General features: G+C 63.0%; 16 protein-coding genes. 7 read left to right on the top strand and 9 right to left on the bottom strand.

Translation table 11 applies throughout. The annotated features are described in order from the left end of the window. Positions 1-78 precede the first annotated feature (78 nt). A complete protein-coding gene (locus tag GVL04_RS14740; RefSeq protein ID WP_159705879.1) occupies positions 79-972 on the top strand; it encodes a helix-turn-helix transcriptional regulator in 894 nt (297 codons plus the stop codon). On the opposite strand, the gene GVL04_RS14735 is transcribed toward GVL04_RS14740, so the two are convergent. Genes GVL04_RS14735 through GVL04_RS14725 form a run of 3 tightly spaced genes read right to left on the bottom strand, consistent with a single transcriptional unit; the run spans position 942 to position 3,787 of the window. Further along, positions 942-1,484 carry a GNAT family N-acetyltransferase gene (locus GVL04_RS14735; protein WP_159705877.1) on the bottom strand — a complete coding sequence of 181 codons (543 nt, stop codon included), beginning with the start codon at positions 1,482-1,484 and terminating at the stop codon, positions 942-944. The genes GVL04_RS14740 and GVL04_RS14735 overlap by 31 nt on opposite strands. After that, positions 1,481-2,845 (bottom strand): LLM class flavin-dependent oxidoreductase, encoded by a 1,365-nt coding sequence (locus GVL04_RS14730; protein WP_159705875.1) that lies wholly within the window; start codon positions 2,843-2,845, stop codon positions 1,481-1,483. The genes GVL04_RS14735 and GVL04_RS14730 overlap by 4 nt, the downstream gene beginning before the upstream one ends. Positions 2,846-2,902: 57 nt before the next feature. After that, positions 2,903-3,787, bottom strand: a complete 885-nt coding sequence (locus GVL04_RS14725) for a MetQ/NlpA family ABC transporter substrate-binding protein (RefSeq protein WP_159705873.1) — start codon at positions 3,785-3,787, stop codon at positions 2,903-2,905. A 220-nt stretch (positions 3,788-4,007) separates the two neighbouring features. Here GVL04_RS14725 and GVL04_RS14720 point away from each other — a divergent pair, with 220 nt between their 5' ends. The 4 genes from GVL04_RS14720 to GVL04_RS14705 all read left to right on the top strand — a co-directional run bounded on the left by GVL04_RS14720 (position 4,008) and on the right by GVL04_RS14705 (position 8,638). After that, positions 4,008-5,153, top strand: a complete 1,146-nt coding sequence (locus tag GVL04_RS14720) for a methionine ABC transporter ATP-binding protein (RefSeq protein WP_159705871.1) — start codon at positions 4,008-4,010, stop codon at positions 5,151-5,153. Positions 5,154-5,155: 2 nt separating this feature from the next. Next, a complete protein-coding gene (locus GVL04_RS14715) occupies positions 5,156-5,815 on the top strand; it encodes a methionine ABC transporter permease (protein WP_011776065.1) in 660 nt (219 codons plus the stop codon). Positions 5,816-5,838: 23 nt separating this feature from the next. Continuing rightward, positions 5,839-7,026: an LLM class flavin-dependent oxidoreductase gene (locus GVL04_RS14710; protein WP_159705869.1), complete on the top strand. Its 1,188-nt coding sequence runs from the start codon at positions 5,839-5,841 to the stop codon at positions 7,024-7,026. 61 nt (positions 7,027-7,087) lie between these two features. Beyond that, on the top strand, positions 7,088-8,638 hold the full coding sequence (locus tag GVL04_RS14705; protein ID WP_159705867.1) for an MFS transporter: 1,551 nt from the start codon (positions 7,088-7,090) through the stop codon (positions 8,636-8,638). On the opposite strand, the gene GVL04_RS14700 is transcribed toward GVL04_RS14705, so the two are convergent. Both GVL04_RS14700 and GVL04_RS14695 read right to left on the bottom strand, forming a co-directional pair. After that, positions 8,635-9,042, bottom strand: coding sequence for a rhodanese-like domain-containing protein (locus tag GVL04_RS14700; protein ID WP_159705865.1), 408 nt, complete (start codon positions 9,040-9,042; stop codon positions 8,635-8,637). The genes GVL04_RS14705 and GVL04_RS14700 overlap by 4 nt on opposite strands. A gap of 39 nt (positions 9,043-9,081) precedes the next feature. Continuing rightward, entirely contained in the window at positions 9,082-10,230 is a 1,149-nt protein-coding gene (locus GVL04_RS14695) for an LLM class flavin-dependent oxidoreductase (protein ID WP_159705863.1), read from the bottom strand. Positions 10,231-10,608: 378 nt separating this feature from the next. Between GVL04_RS14695 and GVL04_RS14690 the strand changes: the two genes are divergently transcribed. Beyond that, complete coding sequence (locus GVL04_RS14690) at positions 10,609-12,642, top strand: rhamnogalacturonan lyase (RefSeq protein ID WP_159705861.1); 2,034 nt, start codon at positions 10,609-10,611, stop codon at positions 12,640-12,642. 81 nt (positions 12,643-12,723) lie between these two features. On the opposite strand, the gene GVL04_RS14685 is transcribed toward GVL04_RS14690, so the two are convergent. The 4 genes from GVL04_RS14685 to GVL04_RS14670 all read right to left on the bottom strand — a co-directional run bounded on the left by GVL04_RS14685 (position 12,724) and on the right by GVL04_RS14670 (position 16,584). Beyond that, entirely contained in the window at positions 12,724-13,374 is a 651-nt protein-coding gene (locus GVL04_RS14685) for an SRPBCC family protein (protein ID WP_159705859.1), read from the bottom strand. A gap of 88 nt (positions 13,375-13,462) precedes the next feature. Next, positions 13,463-14,695 carry an amidohydrolase family protein gene (locus GVL04_RS14680; RefSeq protein ID WP_159705857.1) on the bottom strand — a complete coding sequence of 411 codons (1,233 nt, stop codon included), beginning with the start codon at positions 14,693-14,695 and terminating at the stop codon, positions 13,463-13,465. Continuing rightward, positions 14,696-15,193 carry a GAF domain-containing protein gene (locus tag GVL04_RS14675; RefSeq protein WP_235036301.1) on the bottom strand — a complete coding sequence of 166 codons (498 nt, stop codon included), beginning with the start codon at positions 15,191-15,193 and terminating at the stop codon, positions 14,696-14,698. 2 nt (positions 15,194-15,195) lie between these two features. Then, positions 15,196-16,584 (bottom strand): MFS transporter, encoded by a 1,389-nt coding sequence (locus tag GVL04_RS14670; RefSeq protein WP_159705855.1) that lies wholly within the window; start codon positions 16,582-16,584, stop codon positions 15,196-15,198. A gap of 108 nt (positions 16,585-16,692) precedes the next feature. Here GVL04_RS14670 and GVL04_RS14665 point away from each other — a divergent pair, with 108 nt between their 5' ends. After that, positions 16,693-17,571 (top strand): MurR/RpiR family transcriptional regulator, encoded by an 879-nt coding sequence (locus GVL04_RS14665; protein WP_159705853.1) that lies wholly within the window; start codon positions 16,693-16,695, stop codon positions 17,569-17,571. Positions 17,572-17,632 lie beyond the last annotated feature (61 nt).

Here is a 17,632-nt window from a genome sequence, read left to right as displayed (position 1 = left end):
GGGTCCGCGGGAGTGCCGGGTCTTCCGGGTACTCCCAGTGCCTCCCTGTTCTGCGGGCAGCGACCTACGCTTGGAAGCATGGACAACCGCAGCGAGATCCGCGAATTCCTGGCCACGCGCAGGGCCCGGATCAGCCCCGACCAAGCAGGACTGCCGGCATACGGCGGCAATCGTCGCGTCCCGGGGCTGCGCCGTGAAGAGGTGGCGCTGTTGAGCGGCATGAGCATCGATTACTACATCCGGCTGGAGCGCGGGAATTTGAGCGGTGTGTCAGAGGGCGTACTGGAGTCGTTGGCGCGCGCGCTGCAACTGGACGACGCCGAGCATGCCCACCTGTTCGACCTCGCCCGGGCTGCCGGCCCGGCAGCGAAGCAGCGACGCAAGCCCGCTGAAGAACAGGTCCGGCCTACCGTGCAACGGATTTTGGACGCTATGACCGACGTGCCAGCGTATGTGCGCAACGGTCGCAGGGACATCCTGGCTGCCAACAAACTCGGGTACGCGTTGTACTCCGAGCTCTACGCTGACCCCGTCCGGCCGGTGAACGTGGCCCGCTTTGTGTTCCTTAGTCCACGCGCCCGTGATTTCTTTCTCGACTGGGAGACAGCGGCGAACGACCTCGTGGCGGTCTTGCGTACGGAAGCGGGCCGGAACCCTTATGACCGGGCCCTGACCGATCTGGTGGGCGAGCTGTCCATGCGCAGCGAAGAGTTCCGAACCCGCTGGGCCGCCCACAATGTCCGGTACCACCGCACCGGCCTCAAGCGCATCCATCATCCGGTGGTAGGCGATCTCGAGTTGTCCTTCGAAGCGATGGAGTTGCCGGCCGATCCCGGGTTGTCGCTGATCGTTTACAGCACAGAGCCCGGTTCAGCGGCGGAGGAGTCGTTGAAACTGCTCGCGAGCTGGGCAGCCAGCGAAGGTTCTCCAACGTCAGCGCCTCAGGCCGCCGACGGCAAGTCCAGCGTGTAAACCACCAACTGCACCTTCGGCGCAGGCCTTTCGTTCTCGCGTTCCGGCCGCCGAATGTACCCCAGCCGACGGTAGAGGCGCTGGGAGGTTTCATTGTCGACGGCGGTGTCCAGGACAACGCGCCCGGCACCTGTGGCGGCGGCTATGCGGGCGGATTCGTCCAGGAGTTTTTGGCCGAGGCCCGTGCGGCGGGCCTCCGGGAGCACGGCCAGCAACCTGAGCTCCACTTCGCCTTCTTGGGCTTGCCGGCTCAAGCGGGAGCCGTAGGGCAGGAGGCTGGCAGTGCCCACCAGCCGTCCCGTGTCCACGTCCTCGGCCACCAGCAGCACTCCCTCGTGCGCCCGGGCAGCAGCGTCCAGCAAGAGGCCGAGCCGCTCCTCGTCGGGTTGATGCGCGCCGGGAAGATGATGCCCGAAACCCTCGTACGTCAGCCGCCCCACGGCGTCGTACTCCTCGGGGCGTGCCTGGCGAATCACGTGGGTGCCGGTGGCGGCTGTCTGGGTGATGGTCATGGTTGTCCTTTCGGCTGCGGATCGAGTCCGAGGTGTGATTTCAGCGTGGTTCCCGAATACTCGGTGCGTGCAAGGCCGCGCTCTTGGAGTAAGGGAATGACGCCGGTGGCGAAGCGCTCCAGATCCTGGGGAAGAAGGGAGAACATGAGGTTGAAGCCGTCGGCGGCGCCCTCTGCATGCCAGCGCGCCAGCGAGTCGGCCACGTGCTGTGGGGTCCCGATGAAGTCGTGGTTCCGCTTGTCACCGGTCAGGATCGAGTACAGGTCCTTGAGCGTCACCTCATCTTCCCGGCCGTGGATCTGTTCACCAGCGGAGCGGAAATCAGTCCGCGGCTGGGCGATGGTGGGAATGCCGGACTGGGCTACGGTGGCATCTGCTCCGAGCCCGGTGAAGTCGACTGTGCCTTCGCCGGTAGGGCCGGCGAAGTACTCCTTCAGGAAGTTCAGGACCTGCTGATCGGTGATGAGGCTGTCCAGCTCTCGGATGCGTTCCAGGGCTTCCTCCCGGGTATCCGCAACAACGGGCGAGATGGCCTGGTAGACGTACAGTTCGTCGGGATTCCTTCCGAACGCCTCTGCCTGGGCCCGGACGGACCCGCGGTAGCTCCGGGCCTGCGGAATATCCGGATGGCTCGCGAAGAGAGCATTGGCAAACCTTGCGCCCAGCTGCTGGCCAGGGACGGAAGTACCTGCCTGCGCCAGTAAAGGAGAGTGCTGCGGGGAGGGGCCTATGTTGAGCGGACCGGCGACCTTGAAGAATTCGCCGTGGTAGTCCAGTCGGCTGAGTCCACGGCGGTCAAAGAAACGCCCGGAATCCTTGTTGTAGATGAACGCGTCCTCGTCCCAGGAATTCCACAGGCCTTGGGTGACTTCGACGAACTCTTCGGCACGGCGGTAGCGGAGGCTGTGGTCGAAGTGCTCGTCGGCGCTGAAGTTGCCGGCCGTGCTGTTGGTCAGGTCCCGGGTGGTGACGATGTTCCAGCCGACGCGGCCGCCGCTGATGTGGTCCGCGGTAAGTGCCGCGCGGGCAAAGTTGAAGGGCTCGTCGTAGGACGTGGAGGACGTGGCGATGAGGCCGATCCTGCTGGTGACTGCGCCAAGGGCAGTGACCAGGCCGATGGGGTCAAAGCGATTGAGGATCCCCGGATTGGACGTCTCATCGATGGCGAGTGAGTCGCCCAGGAAGATCGCATCAAATTTGGCATCCTCCGCTGTTTTGGCGAGCTGTACCTGATGTGCGAAGTCGATGCTGGCTTGGGGGAACGCTGTTTCGTGGCGCCATGAAGCCAGATGGATGCCGGTGCCCACCAGGTAGGCGAAGAAATGGATCTGCTGGCGTTCACGGATAAGTGTCTGGTTCATGGGCCTGTTCCTGAATGTGTGAGGGGTGCCCGCTTGGGACGGGCACCCCTCACACAGCTACTTGGTCTTCTTGATTGCTGCTTCTTCGGCGGTGAGGACTTCCTGCAGTTTGGACGCAGTCCAGTCCGCCTTGAACTGAAGGTTTCCGTCGTTCAGTTTGGTCACCGAGGCTTCCACCTCAGGGGAGTGGTACGCGTCCACGATCTTCTTCCATGTGGGATCGTCCTTGCGGTCTGCCTTCACCACAAAGCCATTGATGTAGGGGGCCAAGGACTCGGAGTTAAGGTCTTCCTTGAAAATGATCTTCTCGTCACCCAGGCCGCCTTTCTGGGCTTGGGTGTTGTTGACGACGGCGGCGTCCGTGGTTCCCTTGAGCGCATTGACCGTCTGGTTGCTGTCTACCGGGACCACCTTGATCTTGCTTGAGGTGATTTCGGCCGGGGTGGAGAGCGAGTTGCCGCCGTCCTTGAGCTGCAGCAGGCCGGCGGTCTGCAGGTTCAGCAGTGCGCGGGCCTGGTTGGTGGGGTTGTTGGGAATGGCAACCTCGGCGTCGGCGGGAAGCTCTTCCACGGACTTGAACTTCTCCGAGTAGAGCGCCAGCGGGTAAACCGCGGTGGCGCCCACCGGAACCAGCGTGCCGTTGCTGTTCACGTTGAACTGCGAGAGGTACTTCAGGTGCTGGAACAGGTTGATGTCCACCTGACCCTGCTGGGTTGCCGTGTTGATCTGCGCACCATCAGTGAAGTTCTTGACCTCAAGATCGATGCCTTGGTCCTTCAGCTTGTTCTTCAGGATGGTCCAGTGCTCCTCAGCACCGTCATCAACACCGATCACAACCTTGGTGTTCGCGGCGGTTGCCGAACCGCTTGAAGCACCTCCGCATGCCGAGAGCGATAGGGCGGCGATCAGGCCGACGGCGGCAACTAACAGGCGGTTCTTCATGATGCTTCTCCGTACAAAAGTAATGATGCGAATGAAAGGTACGGGGTGTCCCCCCGCCTCACGCTAGGCAAGGTCACCGGTGGGAATCGAACGCTTTCGCAACACTCCGACTCGCATCGTCAAGGAAAGAAACCGCAGGTCACCGGGGGTCATTGGGTTCGATGTGAGGGCTGGGGCGCTGTTGGAATGGGCATCCAATCAACCCCAAAAGGAGGCTCCGGTGAGCGCGATCGTTTCGCTGCGCGGCGTCAGCAAAGTGTTTCCGGTCCAAGGTGGCCGCCGGGCCCAAGGAAGCAAACGCGCAGGCAACAGTCCCGCAGAGCCGGTACGCGCCGTAGACCACGTCACCCTGGACATTGAAGAGGGGACCGTCGTCGGCATTGTTGGCTACTCGGGTGCCGGTAAGTCCACGCTGGTGCGACTTCTCAACGGCCTGGAACGTCCCACCGAGGGCCAGGTTTGGGTCAAGGGCCAGGACATCTCGTCGCTCCCTGAAGGCCAGTTGCGCAAAGTCCGCGCGGGCATCGGCATGATCTTCCAACAGTTCAACCTCTTGAAGTCCCGCACCGTCTACGGGAACGTCGCGTATCCGTTGAAGGTGGCGGGGTGGACCAAAGAGAGGATCAAGCCCCGTGTGGACGAGCTGCTGGACTTCGTGGGGATCGCGGACAAGGCAGCCTCGTACCCGCGGCGACTCTCCGGCGGACAGCAGCAACGCGTGGGCATCGCCCGCGCCTTGGCCAACGCCCCGGACATCCTTCTCGCCGATGAAGCCACCAGCGCCCTGGACCCCGAGACCACCCGGGACGTCCTCCGCCTGCTTCGCCGGATCAACAAGGAACTCGGCACCACGGTTGTGGTCATCACCCACGAAATGCACGTAGTCCGCGAAATCTGCGACACCGTGGTGATGATGGAATCCGGCTGCGTGGTCGAAGCTGGACCAACCTACTCCGTGTTCGCCGACCCCCAAAGCAGGTCCACCCAACGCTTCGTGTCCACAGCTGTCCACGGAACCCCTGAACCGGACACCGTGAGCCGACTGGCCGCGGCCCATCCGGGCAAGCTCGTGTCCATCGGCATCTCCGAGGCAGCGCCCACACCGCTGGTTTCGGCAACATTCGAGCGCCACGGTGTTGGGTCCAGCGTGGTGTTCGGCGGCGTCACCGAGATCCAGAACAAGATCCTGGGCACACTCACCTACGAACTCACGGGCAGCGACGCCGCCATTGACGCCGCGCTCGCCGACTTACGCGAGGTCACCGCCGTCGAACGTCAAACGGCCGCCGTCGAGCGACAGACGGCACCCGCCGAGAGTGCCGTTCCGCACCTTCCAGCCCCCGTCCCCGCGAACGCCGGAGAATAGCCATGACCGACTGGACAACCCTCCTGCCCGTCCTGGGCGAATCCTTCCAACAGACCATCTACATGGTGGTCATTACGGTGCTGCTCAGCGGTATTGCCGGGCTGGCGCTGGGCGTCACCCTGTACGCCACCAGGCCGGGCAACCTGTTTGCCAACAAGGCAGTGTTTTCGTTCCTGAACTTCCTGGTCAACATCATCCGGCCCATCCCGTTCATCATTTTCATCACCGCCATCGCACCGCTGACCTTGATCATCATGGGCACCACTATTGGTACCACTGCGGCGATCCTGCCCATGGCGCTGATGGCCGGCGTCGTGATTGGCCGCGTGGTGGAGCAGAACCTTGTGGCGTCCGATCCCGGTGTGGTTGAGGCGGCCCGGGCCATGGGCGACAGCCGGCTGCACATCCTGTGGTCCGTGGTGATTCCGGAGTCCTTGGCGCCGCTGATCCTGGGCTACACCTTCATGATCATCGCGATCGTGGACATGTCCGCCATGGCCGGGTACATCGGCGGCGGTGGGCTGGGCAATTTCGCCATCATGTACGGCTACCAGCAGTTCAACTGGGAGGTCACGCTTGTGACTGTCCTGATCATCATCGTCATGGTGCAGGCCGCGCAGTTGCTGGGCAACTTCCTGGCCCAGCGCATCCTTCGCCGCTAACTCGTTTCCAGGGAGACCCTTCAATGCCTATCGAATTCCTCGGGATGGGTGCCGGCAACGACTCCACCGAGACATCACCCGCCACAACGTCCTTCTTCGACCCCGCCTATGCTGCCAGGATTGCGCGGATCCACGAGGACAACAACTGGGATCACGTCCTGTTCGCGTACAACTCCACCACGCAGGACCCCTCCGTCCACGCGGCGTGGGTCGCTGCAAACACTGAGCGGATCCAGTTGCGCCTGGCGCACCGTCCCAACGTCTCGCACCCCACGTTCGCAGCACGGTCCTTCCTGACGTTGGACCACATCGCTCAAGGCCGGCTGACCGTGCACTTCATCACCGGCGGGAGCCAGGCTGACCAAGCCCGTGAGGGTGATTTCCTGGCCAAGGATGCGCGGTATGGGCGGACGCAGGAATACATGCAGATCGTGCGGCGGGCGTGGGCTGGTGATTCCTTCGATTGGGACAGCGAGCACTACCGGTTTGAAAACTTTGCCTCTGGTTTGGGGCCCTTTGCCGGCAGGCGTCCGGGCATCTCCTTTGGCGGCTCCTCCGAGGCGGCATGGGAGGTGGGCGCTGCAGAAGCTGACATCTACGCACTTTTCGGCGAACCCCTTGCCGATGCCGCTTCGCAGCAGGAGCAGGTCCTTTCGCGGGCTGCCGCGCTGGGGCGCACTGATCCTTTGCGTTGGCAGATCGCGTTCCGGCCTATCGTCGCGGCAACCGATGAACTGGCGTGGGAGAAAGCGCACGCCATCCTTGGAAAGTTTGAGGCGCGTCGGTCGGCCGGCGACGTGATCGATCATGTCCGGCACTACGACCAGAAGCCCGAGGCCGCCGGCACCCAAAGGCTCCTTGCCGCCGCGGAACGCGGCGACCTGCACGACAGGGCACTCTGGACGGCCCTCGCCAAAGCTGCGGGTGGCGGAGGAGGAAGCGCGACGGCGTTGGTGGGCTCCTACGACACCGTCACCCAGGCGATCCTGGACTACCACGACCTCGGATTCGAGATCTTCGGCCTCCGTGGCTATGACTTCGTCCCGGACGCCCTTGAGTTTGGCCAGCACGTCATTCCGCAGTTGAAGCAGGAAGTGGCGCACCGGGAGCAAGGGAGAAGTGCAGAGGAGCTGCGGGCCTGCCATGCCGCAGCCCGGGCACGCGTCCTGGGTGTGCCTTACTCACTCACTTTGAATGTCAATTGCCCCTAAATTAACCATTTTTGGTTGTTTATTGGCCCGGCTCGAGCCAAAGCAGGTCAGGAAGGTACGCATGAACGGCCACGGGATTCACGCAAAACGCTCCGCACTCTGGCTTTGCCTGGGCGCCGGATTCATCACGCTGTTGGACCAGACGATGTTCGTGCTGGCCGTTCCCGCTATGTCCGCTTCCCTGCATGCCGACTCCGGGTCCGTGCAATGGATCCTGGCGAGCTACTCATTGGCGTTTGGCGTCGCCTTGGTTCCCGCGGGCAGGCTCGGGGACATCGTCGGCAGGAGAACCCTTTTCATCGCGGGCATTGCCGTCTTCGGGGCATCGAGCCTGGTGGGTGGCCTGGCCACGGACCCGTCGATGGTCATCATCGCCAGGCTCCTCCAAGGGCTGGGCGCCGGCACCCTCAACCCGCAGGTCCTGGGACTACTTCAAGACATTTTCACAGGACCGGACCGGGCCAAAGCACTCGGCTCCTACGCCGCCGCCGGCGGTTCAGCGGCCGTGTGCGGCCCGCTGATTGGCGGACTCGTCCTGTCGCTGGGCGACCCATCCACCGGCTGGCGGATCCTGTTCCTCGCCAACGTTCCCTTGGTACTGATCCTGGTGCCACTTGCCTTCCGACTCCTCCCACGGCCCGACGCGGGAATGAGCCCCGTCAAGGGAACGGCCAAACCCTCCGTGGACTTCCTGGGTGCCCTCCTGCTGGGCGCCGTGGTGGTGGCTTCACTCATTCCCACGATCTACGGAGCCGGCACCGTCGCGGTGACTTCCCTGGCGATAGGCGCCGGCATGCTGATGGCTTTCGCAGGCTGGGAAATCCTCTACCACCGGCGTGGCCGCACTCCTCTTCTGAGCGCCGCTCTCGCCAAATCCAGGGGTTATGCCTTGGGCACAGTGGTGGCGCTTTGCCAGTTTGGCGTCGGCGCCGGAATGGCCGCCGTGACGGCGTTCTACTTCCTGGCCGGGACCGGTATGGCTCCCTTGGCTGCCGCCGCCATCCTTGCGCCGCAAGCAGCGGGAATGCTGTTGGCGTCCAGCTTCAGTTGGCGGTTCGTGGCGCGGTTCGGTCGTGGCGGCATAGTCTTCGCTCTGCTCGGCAGCTTGGCCTGCCTGATAGCCAAGGACTCTTTCGTACAGGGATTCGACGCCGGGACAGCGGCACTGGCCGTAGCCGCCGTCGGGCTCCTTCAAGGGGTTGCCACCGGCTTGGTGGTTGCCCCGAACCAGACACTCACACTCGCGCATGCGCCAACAGGGGCAGCCGGAGTGGCCGCCGGTTTCTACCAACTCAGCCAGCGCTTTGCAGCGGCACTGTGCTCGGCCGCGGCGGCAGGCATGTTCCTGCAGGCACACGGAGCGGCCACGGGGGAAGCTTCCAAGCAGGCCTTCCACCAAGGCATCGTGATGTGCTGCCTCCTGCTGGTCGTCGCCCTGATCGCCGGCGGAGTCGACTGGCTCCGGGAGATGCGGCACCTGCGAAACGCAACTGCCGCCGTCGTGCGTCCCGGAAAGGTAGGCCGTTCCAAGAAGGAAAGCCTGTCCAGGAAGGAAAGCGCGACGGCGGCAGCGGCTCGGCGTCCGGAGGTCACCGAATCGGTGGACGCCTAAGCTGCGGGAGCCGGCGGGTTGGTGGGCCCGGTGGTGGGGACGCCGGCGTCGCGGAGTGCGGGGAAGCCGCCGTCCACGTGGACCGCATTGGCGTAGCCGAGGACCTTGAGCTTCTGGGCGACGGGACGTGAGCCGTTGACGGAGCCGCAGAAGACCACGATCTTCTGGTCCGTCCCGGTGACCTGGGCCAGTCGGTGGGCGGATTCCGGGCTGAAGTCTTCCTCTACGTGTTCGCGGCTCACGATCACTGCGCCGGGTACAGCCCCCGTGCTGGCGCGGCCACCTTCACTGCGGACATCGATCAGGAGGGTGCCTTCCTCGATGAGCGTTGCTGCTTCCGCGGCGGTGATCAGTTGGGTGTCTTCCTGGGCTGTTTCTTTGTGGGTTGTGGTTTCGATGGACATGCTGCTCCTTGTGTAGGTGATGGGTGAAATCGAGTGGCGTTAGAGGCCCCAGGCCTCGGCGAGTAACTGGTAAGAGTTCTCGCGGTCGGCGGGGTCATGGGCAATGGTGGTGATGAGTAGTTCCTGGGCTCCGGTGGCCCGTTGCAGTGTGCGGAGACCTTCGCGGACCTGGTGGGGATCACCGACGAACCGGGTGTCCACGCGGTCTTTGACCAGAGCCGCGGCTTCGGCATCCAGGGACACTTCCAGGGCATCTTCCGGTGACGGGTAGGGGATGGCCCCCTGGCCGCTGCGGATTCCGTGGACCCAGTGCTCGTAGCCGCGGGACAGACGTTGGGCTTGCTGCTCATTCGGGGCCACCAGAGCATCCGCTGAGACGATCACGTACGGTTCCTGGAGGGTAGCGGAGGGCTTGAAATGGGCCCGATACTCAGCGATGGAGTCCAACACGCCCGCCGGGGCCACGTGGTAGTTAGCGCCGAAGGGGAGTCCCAGCTTTCCGGCCAACCGTGCACTGGGACCGGCCGTCGAGCCGTGGATCCAGAACTGCGGCTCCTGTCCCAATGCCGGTGTAGCTGTGACTTCCTCGCCATGCCTGGTGCGGTACTCGCCGGTGAAAAAGCCAATGATGTCCTGGATGTCGTTCTCGAAGTTGTCGGTATCTCCCGGGAAACGGCCCAACAGCTCACCTTGCAGACGGAACTTCCTCGGCAGGACAGCTCCGAAAATGGGCCGCGGGGCGGGGACCAGGAGGCCGTCGACGACCCGGTCGGCAGGCTCGGTGTCGGCTGTGTCGGCGGGTGGTACGACGCCAGGTGCCGGTTCGCTGGGCGACTTCGGCGGGCCGGATCGGCCAAAGCCCAGATCCAGCCTGTTGGGGAAAATAGCTGCCAGTGTTCCGATGCTTTCAGCGATCTGCAGCGGCCGGTAATTGCCGAGAAGGGTGGCTGCGGTTCCCACCCGGATGGATGTGGTGGCGGACGCTACCAGCCCGGCAAGGATGTGCGGGGCAGCCCCGGCGACGCCAGTGTTGAGGTGGTGCTCAGCCAGCCAATACCGCGAGTACCCGGCTGCCTCGGCAACACCGGCGAGTGTAAGCGTGCTGCGCAATGCCTCGCCCGGTGTTTGCCCGGCAGACACCGGGCTAAGGTCGAGAACGGACAACGGTGTGATGGGAGGCGTCGGCATGGCTCGACACTACGGACGCCTCCGGTCTGGCCAAAGCCGAACCGTCACCCCGCTCAACCCGGCTAAATCCAGCGAAATCCGGCGAAATGGACCGTCATAAGGACCCGCCGATAGCTCGGGGAGCCTCCTGTGCGTCACGGACGCCAAGTCACCCTTAAGTACATTTTCGAACATTTAACACAGAAGTCTCACAGTCATTTCCTGTCAAACCCTTGACCGGGTAGTTGAGTCGCTGGTAAACCTTGTTGGCGGAAAGCGTTTTCTCGCTTAACCATCACCACTCGCCTGCAGAAGCGAGGGGTCTTGGTGGCGTGTGTGAAACGTTCCAATCCAAGGGTTGGCAGAGCAACTGCCGCCCAGCATCAAAGGAGATGTTCTTTGACTCACCCCTCGAAATGTTCCTACCGCAACTCCCGCGCTCGTGCGTGGAAGGCAGTTCCCCTCGCAGCATCTGCTTCCCTCGCTGCAGCCGCCATCGCGCTGACGGGTGTCCCGCTCGCGCAAGCAGCCCCTGTCCAGGTCCCGCAGGCAGCGCAAGCCAACCTTCCCGGCGTCGTGCCTGCCGCGAAAAAGCCGGCGTCGCTCAAGCGCCAGGTGGAAAACCTGGACCGCGCGCCGGTGGCCGTCCTGACCGATCAAGGCGTCACAGTGAGCTGGCGGATGCTCGGTTTGGACAAGGACAGCATCGGCTTCCAGGTCCTGCGTGACGGCGTCAACATCACCCCGGAGCCCCTCCGCAACGCCACCATGTTCGTGGACGCCGACGGCACCGCGGAGTCGAGCTATGTCATCAAGACTGTTGGCAACGGACAGGGGCAGGACAAGCTGACCGAAGCCGTGAAGCCGCTGACCCAGAACTATCTGGCCATCAAGCTGGACAAGCCTGCCGATGGTGTCACGCCGGACGGCAAGGCCTACTCCTACTCCGCCAACGACGCCACGGTGGCGGACCTCGACGGCGACGGCAAGTACGAGGTCATCCAGACCTGGTCGCCGTCCAACGCCAAGGACAACTCCCAGTCCGGCTACACGGGCAACGTCTACGTGGACGCCTACAAACTGGACGGCACCAAGCTGTGGCGCATCGACCTGGGCCGAAACATCCGCGCCGGCGCGCACTATACCCAGGTCCTGGCCTACGACTTCGACGGCGACGGCAAGGCCGAAGTGTCCCTCAAGACCGCTGATGGCACCCGGGACGCGGCAGGTACCGTCATCGGAAACGCCGACGCCGACTTCCGCAACACGGCGGGTTATGTCCTATCCGGCCCTGAATTCCTTACCGTCTTCAAGGGCGAAACCGGAACCATCATGGATACCGTCGCGTATGAGCCCGAGCGCGGAACAGTCGCCAGTTGGGGCGATAGCTACGGGAACCGCGTGGATCGCTTCCTGGCCGGAGTGGCCTACCTGGATGGCGAACACCCCTCCATGATGTTCAGTCGCGGTTACTACACCCGCACTGTCCTGGTCACGTACGACCTGGTCAATGGCAAGCTCGTGAAGCGCTGGAGCTTCGATTCCAACCTCGCCGGCGATGAGTACAAGGGGCAGGGCAACCACAACCTCTCGGTGGCCGACGTCGACCAGGATGGCAAGGACGAGTTCGTCTTCGGCTCCATGACCATCGATGACAACGGCCAGCCGCTGTACAACACCAAGCTCGGCCACGGCGATGCCATACACACCGGAGACCTCGACCCGTCACGGCCCGGACTGGAAACGTTCGCCGTCCACGAAAGCATGAGCCAGAGCGGTAATCGCGGCGCAACGTTCCGTGATGCCGCCACTGGCGAGGTGCTGTGGAGCATCCCGGCCATCAAGGACACCGGCCGAGGCGCGGCAGGCGATATTGATCCGCGGTACGCGGGAGCTGAAGGGTGGGCCATCGGCGGTTCTGCGGCGTGGGATTCACCCGTTGGCCAGCTCATGTCCGCCAACGGTGAGTTGATTGCGGAAAAGATCCCAGCTGCCAACTTCCTGGCCTGGTGGGATGGCGACCTGCTCCGCGAAATCGTGGACCACGACTACGACGCCACGGTGTCCCGCGGCGTACCCACCATCTCCAAGTGGAATTGGGAAACGGAAACCAGCGACCGACTCTTGACCGCTGACGGCGCCCGCAGCAACAACACCACCAAGGGCAACCCTTCCATTCAGGCCGACATCCTGGGTGACTGGCGCGAAGAAATCGCCTGGCCGTCCACCGACAGCACGGAGCTCCGGATCTACACCACCACGGCTCCCACCGAGGTGCGGCTTCGGACGCTGATGCACGACACCGTGTACCGGACAGCCGTTGCCCGGGAGAATGTTGCCTACAACCAGCCGCCGCACCCGAGCTTCTTCATTGGTGAGGGCATGCAGGCTCCGGCGATTCCCGCCGTCGTATATACCGGCACCAAGAAGTAGCGCACAGAAGCAACGCGGGGTCACTTACGGCCCATTCGGGCGCCTTTTATGGGCCGTAAGTGACCCCGCGTTGCTCTTCCGTTACCGCTGTCCCGGCATGCCACCCATTGGCGGGATGAAACCCTCTCCGCGGTCTTCGCTCTCCTTCCGCTCAGCTGCACTGAGAGTGTCGCTGTCAGCGGTTTCGTCGGAGTCGCCGCCGAGGTCCACCAGGCCGTTGGTCTGGTCGAACACATGTGTGGCGGGATCAACGATCGGCGTCTCCGGGGCGGCGGCTGGAGTTGCAGCGGTTGCGGGCGGGGATGCCGTCCCGGGTGCCTGCTTTTCGATGTACTCCTTGAACTTCTTCAAGTCGGACTCAGCCTGCCTTTCAACAACGTGCAATTTGTCCCCCAGGAATTCCAGGACGCCGTGCGGTTCGTACTCAAGGGACAGGTGAATGGATGTCTGGCTTGGGCCCGCTTCCTTGAAATCAACCCATCCCGCATTCTTGGCGCCCTCCACAGCGGCCCATGCCACTGCGCGGTCCATATCCTGCTGAACGATTTTGGCTTCCCAGCGGCGATGAATGCCCGCTATTTCGGCCACCCATTCCAGGCGGTCGTCGCTAAGCCGTGTCACGCGTTCCACCCCGCCCATGAAGTGCGGAAATTCCTCAAACTGTGTCCACTGCCAGTAAGCCGTACTGATCGGAACGTTGACCATGATTGTCTTGTTTACTTTCGTGGTCATGGTGTCCTCCTCCTTGACTCGATATTGATCAGCATACTTACATTATCGAGCTTTTTGGAGGGTTAATACAGGCCTTGAAGGGTAGGAGTCAGTCGATGACCCGGCCATTCTGAACGAGGTACTCCAGATGCTCGGAGATGTCGGCCAGCACAGCAATGTCTGCCACCGGATCGGCGTCGAGCACCAGCAGGTCGGCGTCAGCGCCAGGTGCGATCACGCCGATTTCCCCTTCGCGCTCAAGCAGTTCTGCCGCCGTCGTGGTTGCCGAGCGGATGGCGTCAATCGCGGGCTGAACCTTACCCAACAGCCTGAATTGTTCGTTCTGGTGGCGGTGCATGCCACCCAGGAGGTCCGAGCCGAAGGCCATTTTTACACCGGCGTCGTGGGCGCGGGCAATCGCTTCGAGCCCGCTGGTGAGGACGGAATCCACTTTGGCCCACATTTCCTCCGTGAGCCCGAATTCCTTGCCCTCTTCCTTCAGCGCCCAGTACGTGACCAGCGTGGGGACCAGGAATGCGTCCATTTCGAGGAACAGGTTGAGGCTTTTGTCGTCCAGGAGGTTGCCGTGTTCGATCGACCGGACGCCGGCCTCCAAGGCACGGTTGATGGCCTTGGCGGTGTAGGCGTGGGCGGCGACGTAGCGGTTTGCGGCCTGGGCTTCTTCCACCGCGGCTCGCATCTCTTCCATGGAGTACTGCGTGGAGTCGATGCGGTCTGTGGGGGAGGAGACGCCGCCGGATGCCATGATCTTGATGTGGTGGGCGCCCTTGCGGATTTCGTCGCGGGCCGCGGCGCGGACAGCGTCAACGCCGTCGGCTACGCGGCCGATGCCGCAGCATCCACGACCATTGGGATCGTGGTCTTCGCCCGGCAACCGCATGTCTCCGTGACCGCCGGTCTGGCTCAGGGCGTGGCCGCAGAAATGTAGCTTCGGTCCCTCCAACAGGCCTTCCTCCTGTGCCATGGCCAGCCCGAAGTCGGCGCCGGACAGGTCGCGGACTGTGGTGAAGCCGCGGCGCAGCATGGCGCCCATGATGCGGGCGGTCTGAGCATAGACATAGGACGGCGGCGTATACGTCAGTGAACGGAAGTCCGCACTGGACGCAACCACGTGGACGTGGGCATCGATCAGGCCGGGGATCACGAACTTGCCGGTGCCATCGATGACCCGGGCACCGGACGGTGCCTCGGCCTTTGGTTGGACGCTGCTGATCTTCCCATCAACGCTGACGACGTCGGCAGTTGAGTAGGTGCCGGCCGCAACGTCCAGAACACTTGCGTTGCGGATGACCAGGGGAGTGGTTTCTGGGGCGGTGCTCATTTAAACGGTGTCCTTCGCAGGTGCTTCGGGGACTTCTGGGATTTCTGTGGGATGGGCTTCAAAGGCCTGAACGAGCTGGGCGAGGTTGGAGCTGACAACGTCGACGGCGGTTTCCACACTCTGCTGCGTGTACTTGCCTTCTGCGTCCAAGAGCGCGAGGACGCCCACTACATTGCCTTGCTGGTCGAGGACCGGAACGTTAATGACGGCTCCACAGCCAAGTTGCTGGATGAGTCCGGAGTCCGAGAACACGTTCCGGAGTGCCTCCAGATCGGCGGCCAGGAACGGCTTCTTGTCCTCGATGACCGTCCCCAGCCAGCCGGGGGAGATTTCCACTGTCTTCTCACCGCCCACCGGGTACTCGGCCGGATGGCTCGTGTAGAGCCGCTTGAGGCTGGAGCGTTGCGGAATCCACTGCAGCGCGGTGAACAGAATGACTCCCGGTTCCTGCTGCAATGCCTCAAGCGTCTGTTGGAACACTGCGTCTGTATTCATCATTTTCACTTGCTTCCTGCCGCTGCCGGATCATGTTCGGCGCGGGCATTGATGTTCTCCAACGACTTGCCCGCTGTGGAGGCACCGAAGATCACCACGCCCAGGACGCCGATGGTCAGCACCACGGTAGTCATGGTGAACACGCCACCGAAGCCGAGGGAGGCGGCGAAGATGCCGATGATGGACGGTGCAAGGATGCTGCCGATGCGACCCACGGCGCTGGCCAGGCCAACACCGGTGGCACGCATCCATGTGGGGAAGAGTTCCGGGGTGTAGGCGTAGACGCCGGCGTAGGTGCCGTTGAGGAAGAAGGACAACGTTGCGGCGGCCAGCAGGATCATGCCGGAATCGTTGGACTGGCTCAGCCAGAAAGCGCTGATCGCCGATCCCGCCAAGTAAAGGGCGATGGTGTTCTTGCGGTCAATCCGGTCACACAACCAGGCGGCGGAGAAGTAGCCGGGGATCTGTGCCAGGTAAATGAGGATGGAGAACTCGAAGCTCTTGGTGATGGTGATGCCGCGGCCTACAAGGAGCGTAGGAATCCAGGAGAAGAAGCCGTAGTAGGAGAACGTGATCACGAACCAGATCAGCCAGATCACGGCGGTCCGGCGACGCATGGCCTTGGACCACATGAACTTCAGGGCGTTCCAGATGCTGATCTTTTGTTCGTGCTTGGTGATTTCTTCTTCCGCGGCCGCCAATGGCTCCAGGGGCTTCCCGGTGGCTTTCACTACACTCTGCTCAAACCGATCCACCACTTCGGTTGCCTCTGCGATGCGGCCCCGGCTGATGAGGAAGCGCGGTGACTCAGGCAGGCTGCGGCGCCACCACAGGAGGAGAAGGATGGGGACTGCGGTGATGACCTGCGCCCAGCGCCAGCCATCCTCGCCCATCGGAACCACGAAGCGGCCGATCAGTGCGGCAGCTACGAAGCCAAAGGAGAAGAAGCCGGCCAGGGTGCCAATGAACCAGCCCCGGCGCTTCGGCGGAATGAACTCGGACAGGAACGGTGCGATGATCACGCTTTCAGCGCCTGCGCCCAATCCTGCAAAGATCCGTGCAATCAGGAAGATTTCGAAGTTGGGAGCCATGGCAGCAATTACCGACATGAGGCAGTAGAAGGCCAGAGCCCACAGCATGACCTTCTTGCGGCCAAAGCGATCGCCCATCCAACCGGCAAGGATCGCGCCGAAGAAGAAGCCGAACGGGGCTGCCGAACCTACCAGGCCGAGGCTGGCGGTGCTGAGGCCCCACAATTCCTGGATACGGGGGAGGAGGAAGGCCACCACGGCACCGTCCATGCCGTCGAAGGAGTAGCCGAGGCCTCCTATGAGGAGAAGCTTGTAGTGTGGTCGACTGAGAGCCAGACGATCAAGGCGTGCTGTGAGTGACATGGTGATTCCTGCCAAAGTGGGCCAAGTTGTACATTTTTAGGAATATGCACGGATCTGTGCAGAAGTGATGTATCGAAGGTACGGCCAAAGTGTGAGGTAGGTCAATAGGTGGAAGAAGATTTCGACTCGTCAACGTTGACCGAGTGGCTGGATAGTCGTGTCCAGGGACGGAAGCTCGCGGCACGCCAAATGCAAGTGATTGGCATCCTCCGATCCCAGCCCCGCCTTGCCTCCTACGGCTCGGTCAGCGACATCGCCGCAGTGGCCGCCTCGAACGCCTCGACCGTGACCAGAACCGCGCAAACACTGGGATTCAAGGGGTGGGCAGACTTCCAATTTGAGCTGCGTTCGCGGTTTCTTGCGTCGCTGAGCGCAGTGGAGGTTGCGGCCGAACACAACGGCCACATCAGTAGTCCTGCACAGGCGGCGGTGTCCACCGACCGGGCGAACCTGGCGCATTTCGAGCGCACATTGGACGCCCACACTCTTCATAATATTGCGGAGGCGATCGCGGGCGCACGGCAAACTTACATCGTTGCCGCGGGTAGTTACGCGATCCCCGGCAAAGCTCTGGAGCACAACGCGATCATCGCCGGTTACAACGTCCGGCTCCTCGACGCCGACGTCGCCGCCCTCACCAATGCCATTGCACGGCTTGGTGCAGAGGATCTGGTCATCGCCATCAGCTTGTGGCGGGTCTACGACAGCACCATGCGGGCCGTCGAGATCGCCCACAATCTGGGCACACCCATAGTTTCGATCACCGACAGCGCGGGCTCGCCTGTGGCCGTGCACGCAGACCACAGGATCGTGGTCCCCACCGAAGGTGCCGGCTTCTTCCCGTCCCTGACGGGTGCGGTGTCCGCGGTCCAGGCGATCGCCGTCGAGCTGGCGTCTTTGGATCGCGAGCGCTCCAACCAGAACATCGCCGCCTCGGAGCGGACCTGGGACCAGATGCGGATCATGCATCCGCGCTCCAGCTCCTAGAGCCGGTGGCTTCCTGACCCTCTTTGGGCACAGCTGGACCTAAAAACAACCCCTTTGGGTT

Origin of the sequence: Arthrobacter sp. 18067 (assembly GCF_902706295.1) — a bacterium.
GTDB lineage: Bacteria > Actinomycetota > Actinomycetes > Actinomycetales > Micrococcaceae > Arthrobacter.
This window is presented reverse-complemented; position numbering and strand designations above follow the sequence as displayed.

What these genes read in the sequence shown, in the direction of transcription:
- GVL04_RS14730 (WP_159705875.1), bottom strand. Translation starts at nt 2,845, where the DNA reads ATGAACCAGACACTTATCCGTGAACGCCAGCAGATCCATTTCTTCGCC.
- GVL04_RS14705 (WP_159705867.1), top strand. Translation starts at nt 7,088, where the DNA reads ATGAACGGCCACGGGATTCACGCAAAACGCTCCGCACTCTGGCTTTGC.
- GVL04_RS14735 (WP_159705877.1), bottom strand. Translation starts at nt 1,484, where the DNA reads ATGACCATCACCCAGACAGCCGCCACCGGCACCCACGTGATTCGCCAG.
- GVL04_RS14715 (WP_011776065.1), top strand. Translation starts at nt 5,156, where the DNA reads ATGACCGACTGGACAACCCTCCTGCCCGTCCTGGGCGAATCCTTCCAA.
- GVL04_RS14685 (WP_159705859.1), bottom strand. Translation starts at nt 13,374, where the DNA reads ATGACCACGAAAGTAAACAAGACAATCATGGTCAACGTTCCGATCAGT.
- GVL04_RS14695 (WP_159705863.1), bottom strand. Translation starts at nt 10,230, where the DNA reads ATGCCGACGCCTCCCATCACACCGTTGTCCGTTCTCGACCTTAGCCCG.
- GVL04_RS14680 (WP_159705857.1), bottom strand. Translation starts at nt 14,695, where the DNA reads ATGAGCACCGCCCCAGAAACCACTCCCCTGGTCATCCGCAACGCAAGT.
- GVL04_RS14740 (WP_159705879.1), top strand. Translation starts at nt 79, where the DNA reads ATGGACAACCGCAGCGAGATCCGCGAATTCCTGGCCACGCGCAGGGCC.
- GVL04_RS14675 (WP_235036301.1), bottom strand. Translation starts at nt 15,193, where the DNA reads ATGATGAATACAGACGCAGTGTTCCAACAGACGCTTGAGGCATTGCAG.
- GVL04_RS14700 (WP_159705865.1), bottom strand. Translation starts at nt 9,042, where the DNA reads ATGTCCATCGAAACCACAACCCACAAAGAAACAGCCCAGGAAGACACC.
- GVL04_RS14710 (WP_159705869.1), top strand. Translation starts at nt 5,839, where the DNA reads ATGCCTATCGAATTCCTCGGGATGGGTGCCGGCAACGACTCCACCGAG.
- GVL04_RS14725 (WP_159705873.1), bottom strand. Translation starts at nt 3,787, where the DNA reads ATGAAGAACCGCCTGTTAGTTGCCGCCGTCGGCCTGATCGCCGCCCTA.
- GVL04_RS14670 (WP_159705855.1), bottom strand. Translation starts at nt 16,584, where the DNA reads ATGTCACTCACAGCACGCCTTGATCGTCTGGCTCTCAGTCGACCACAC.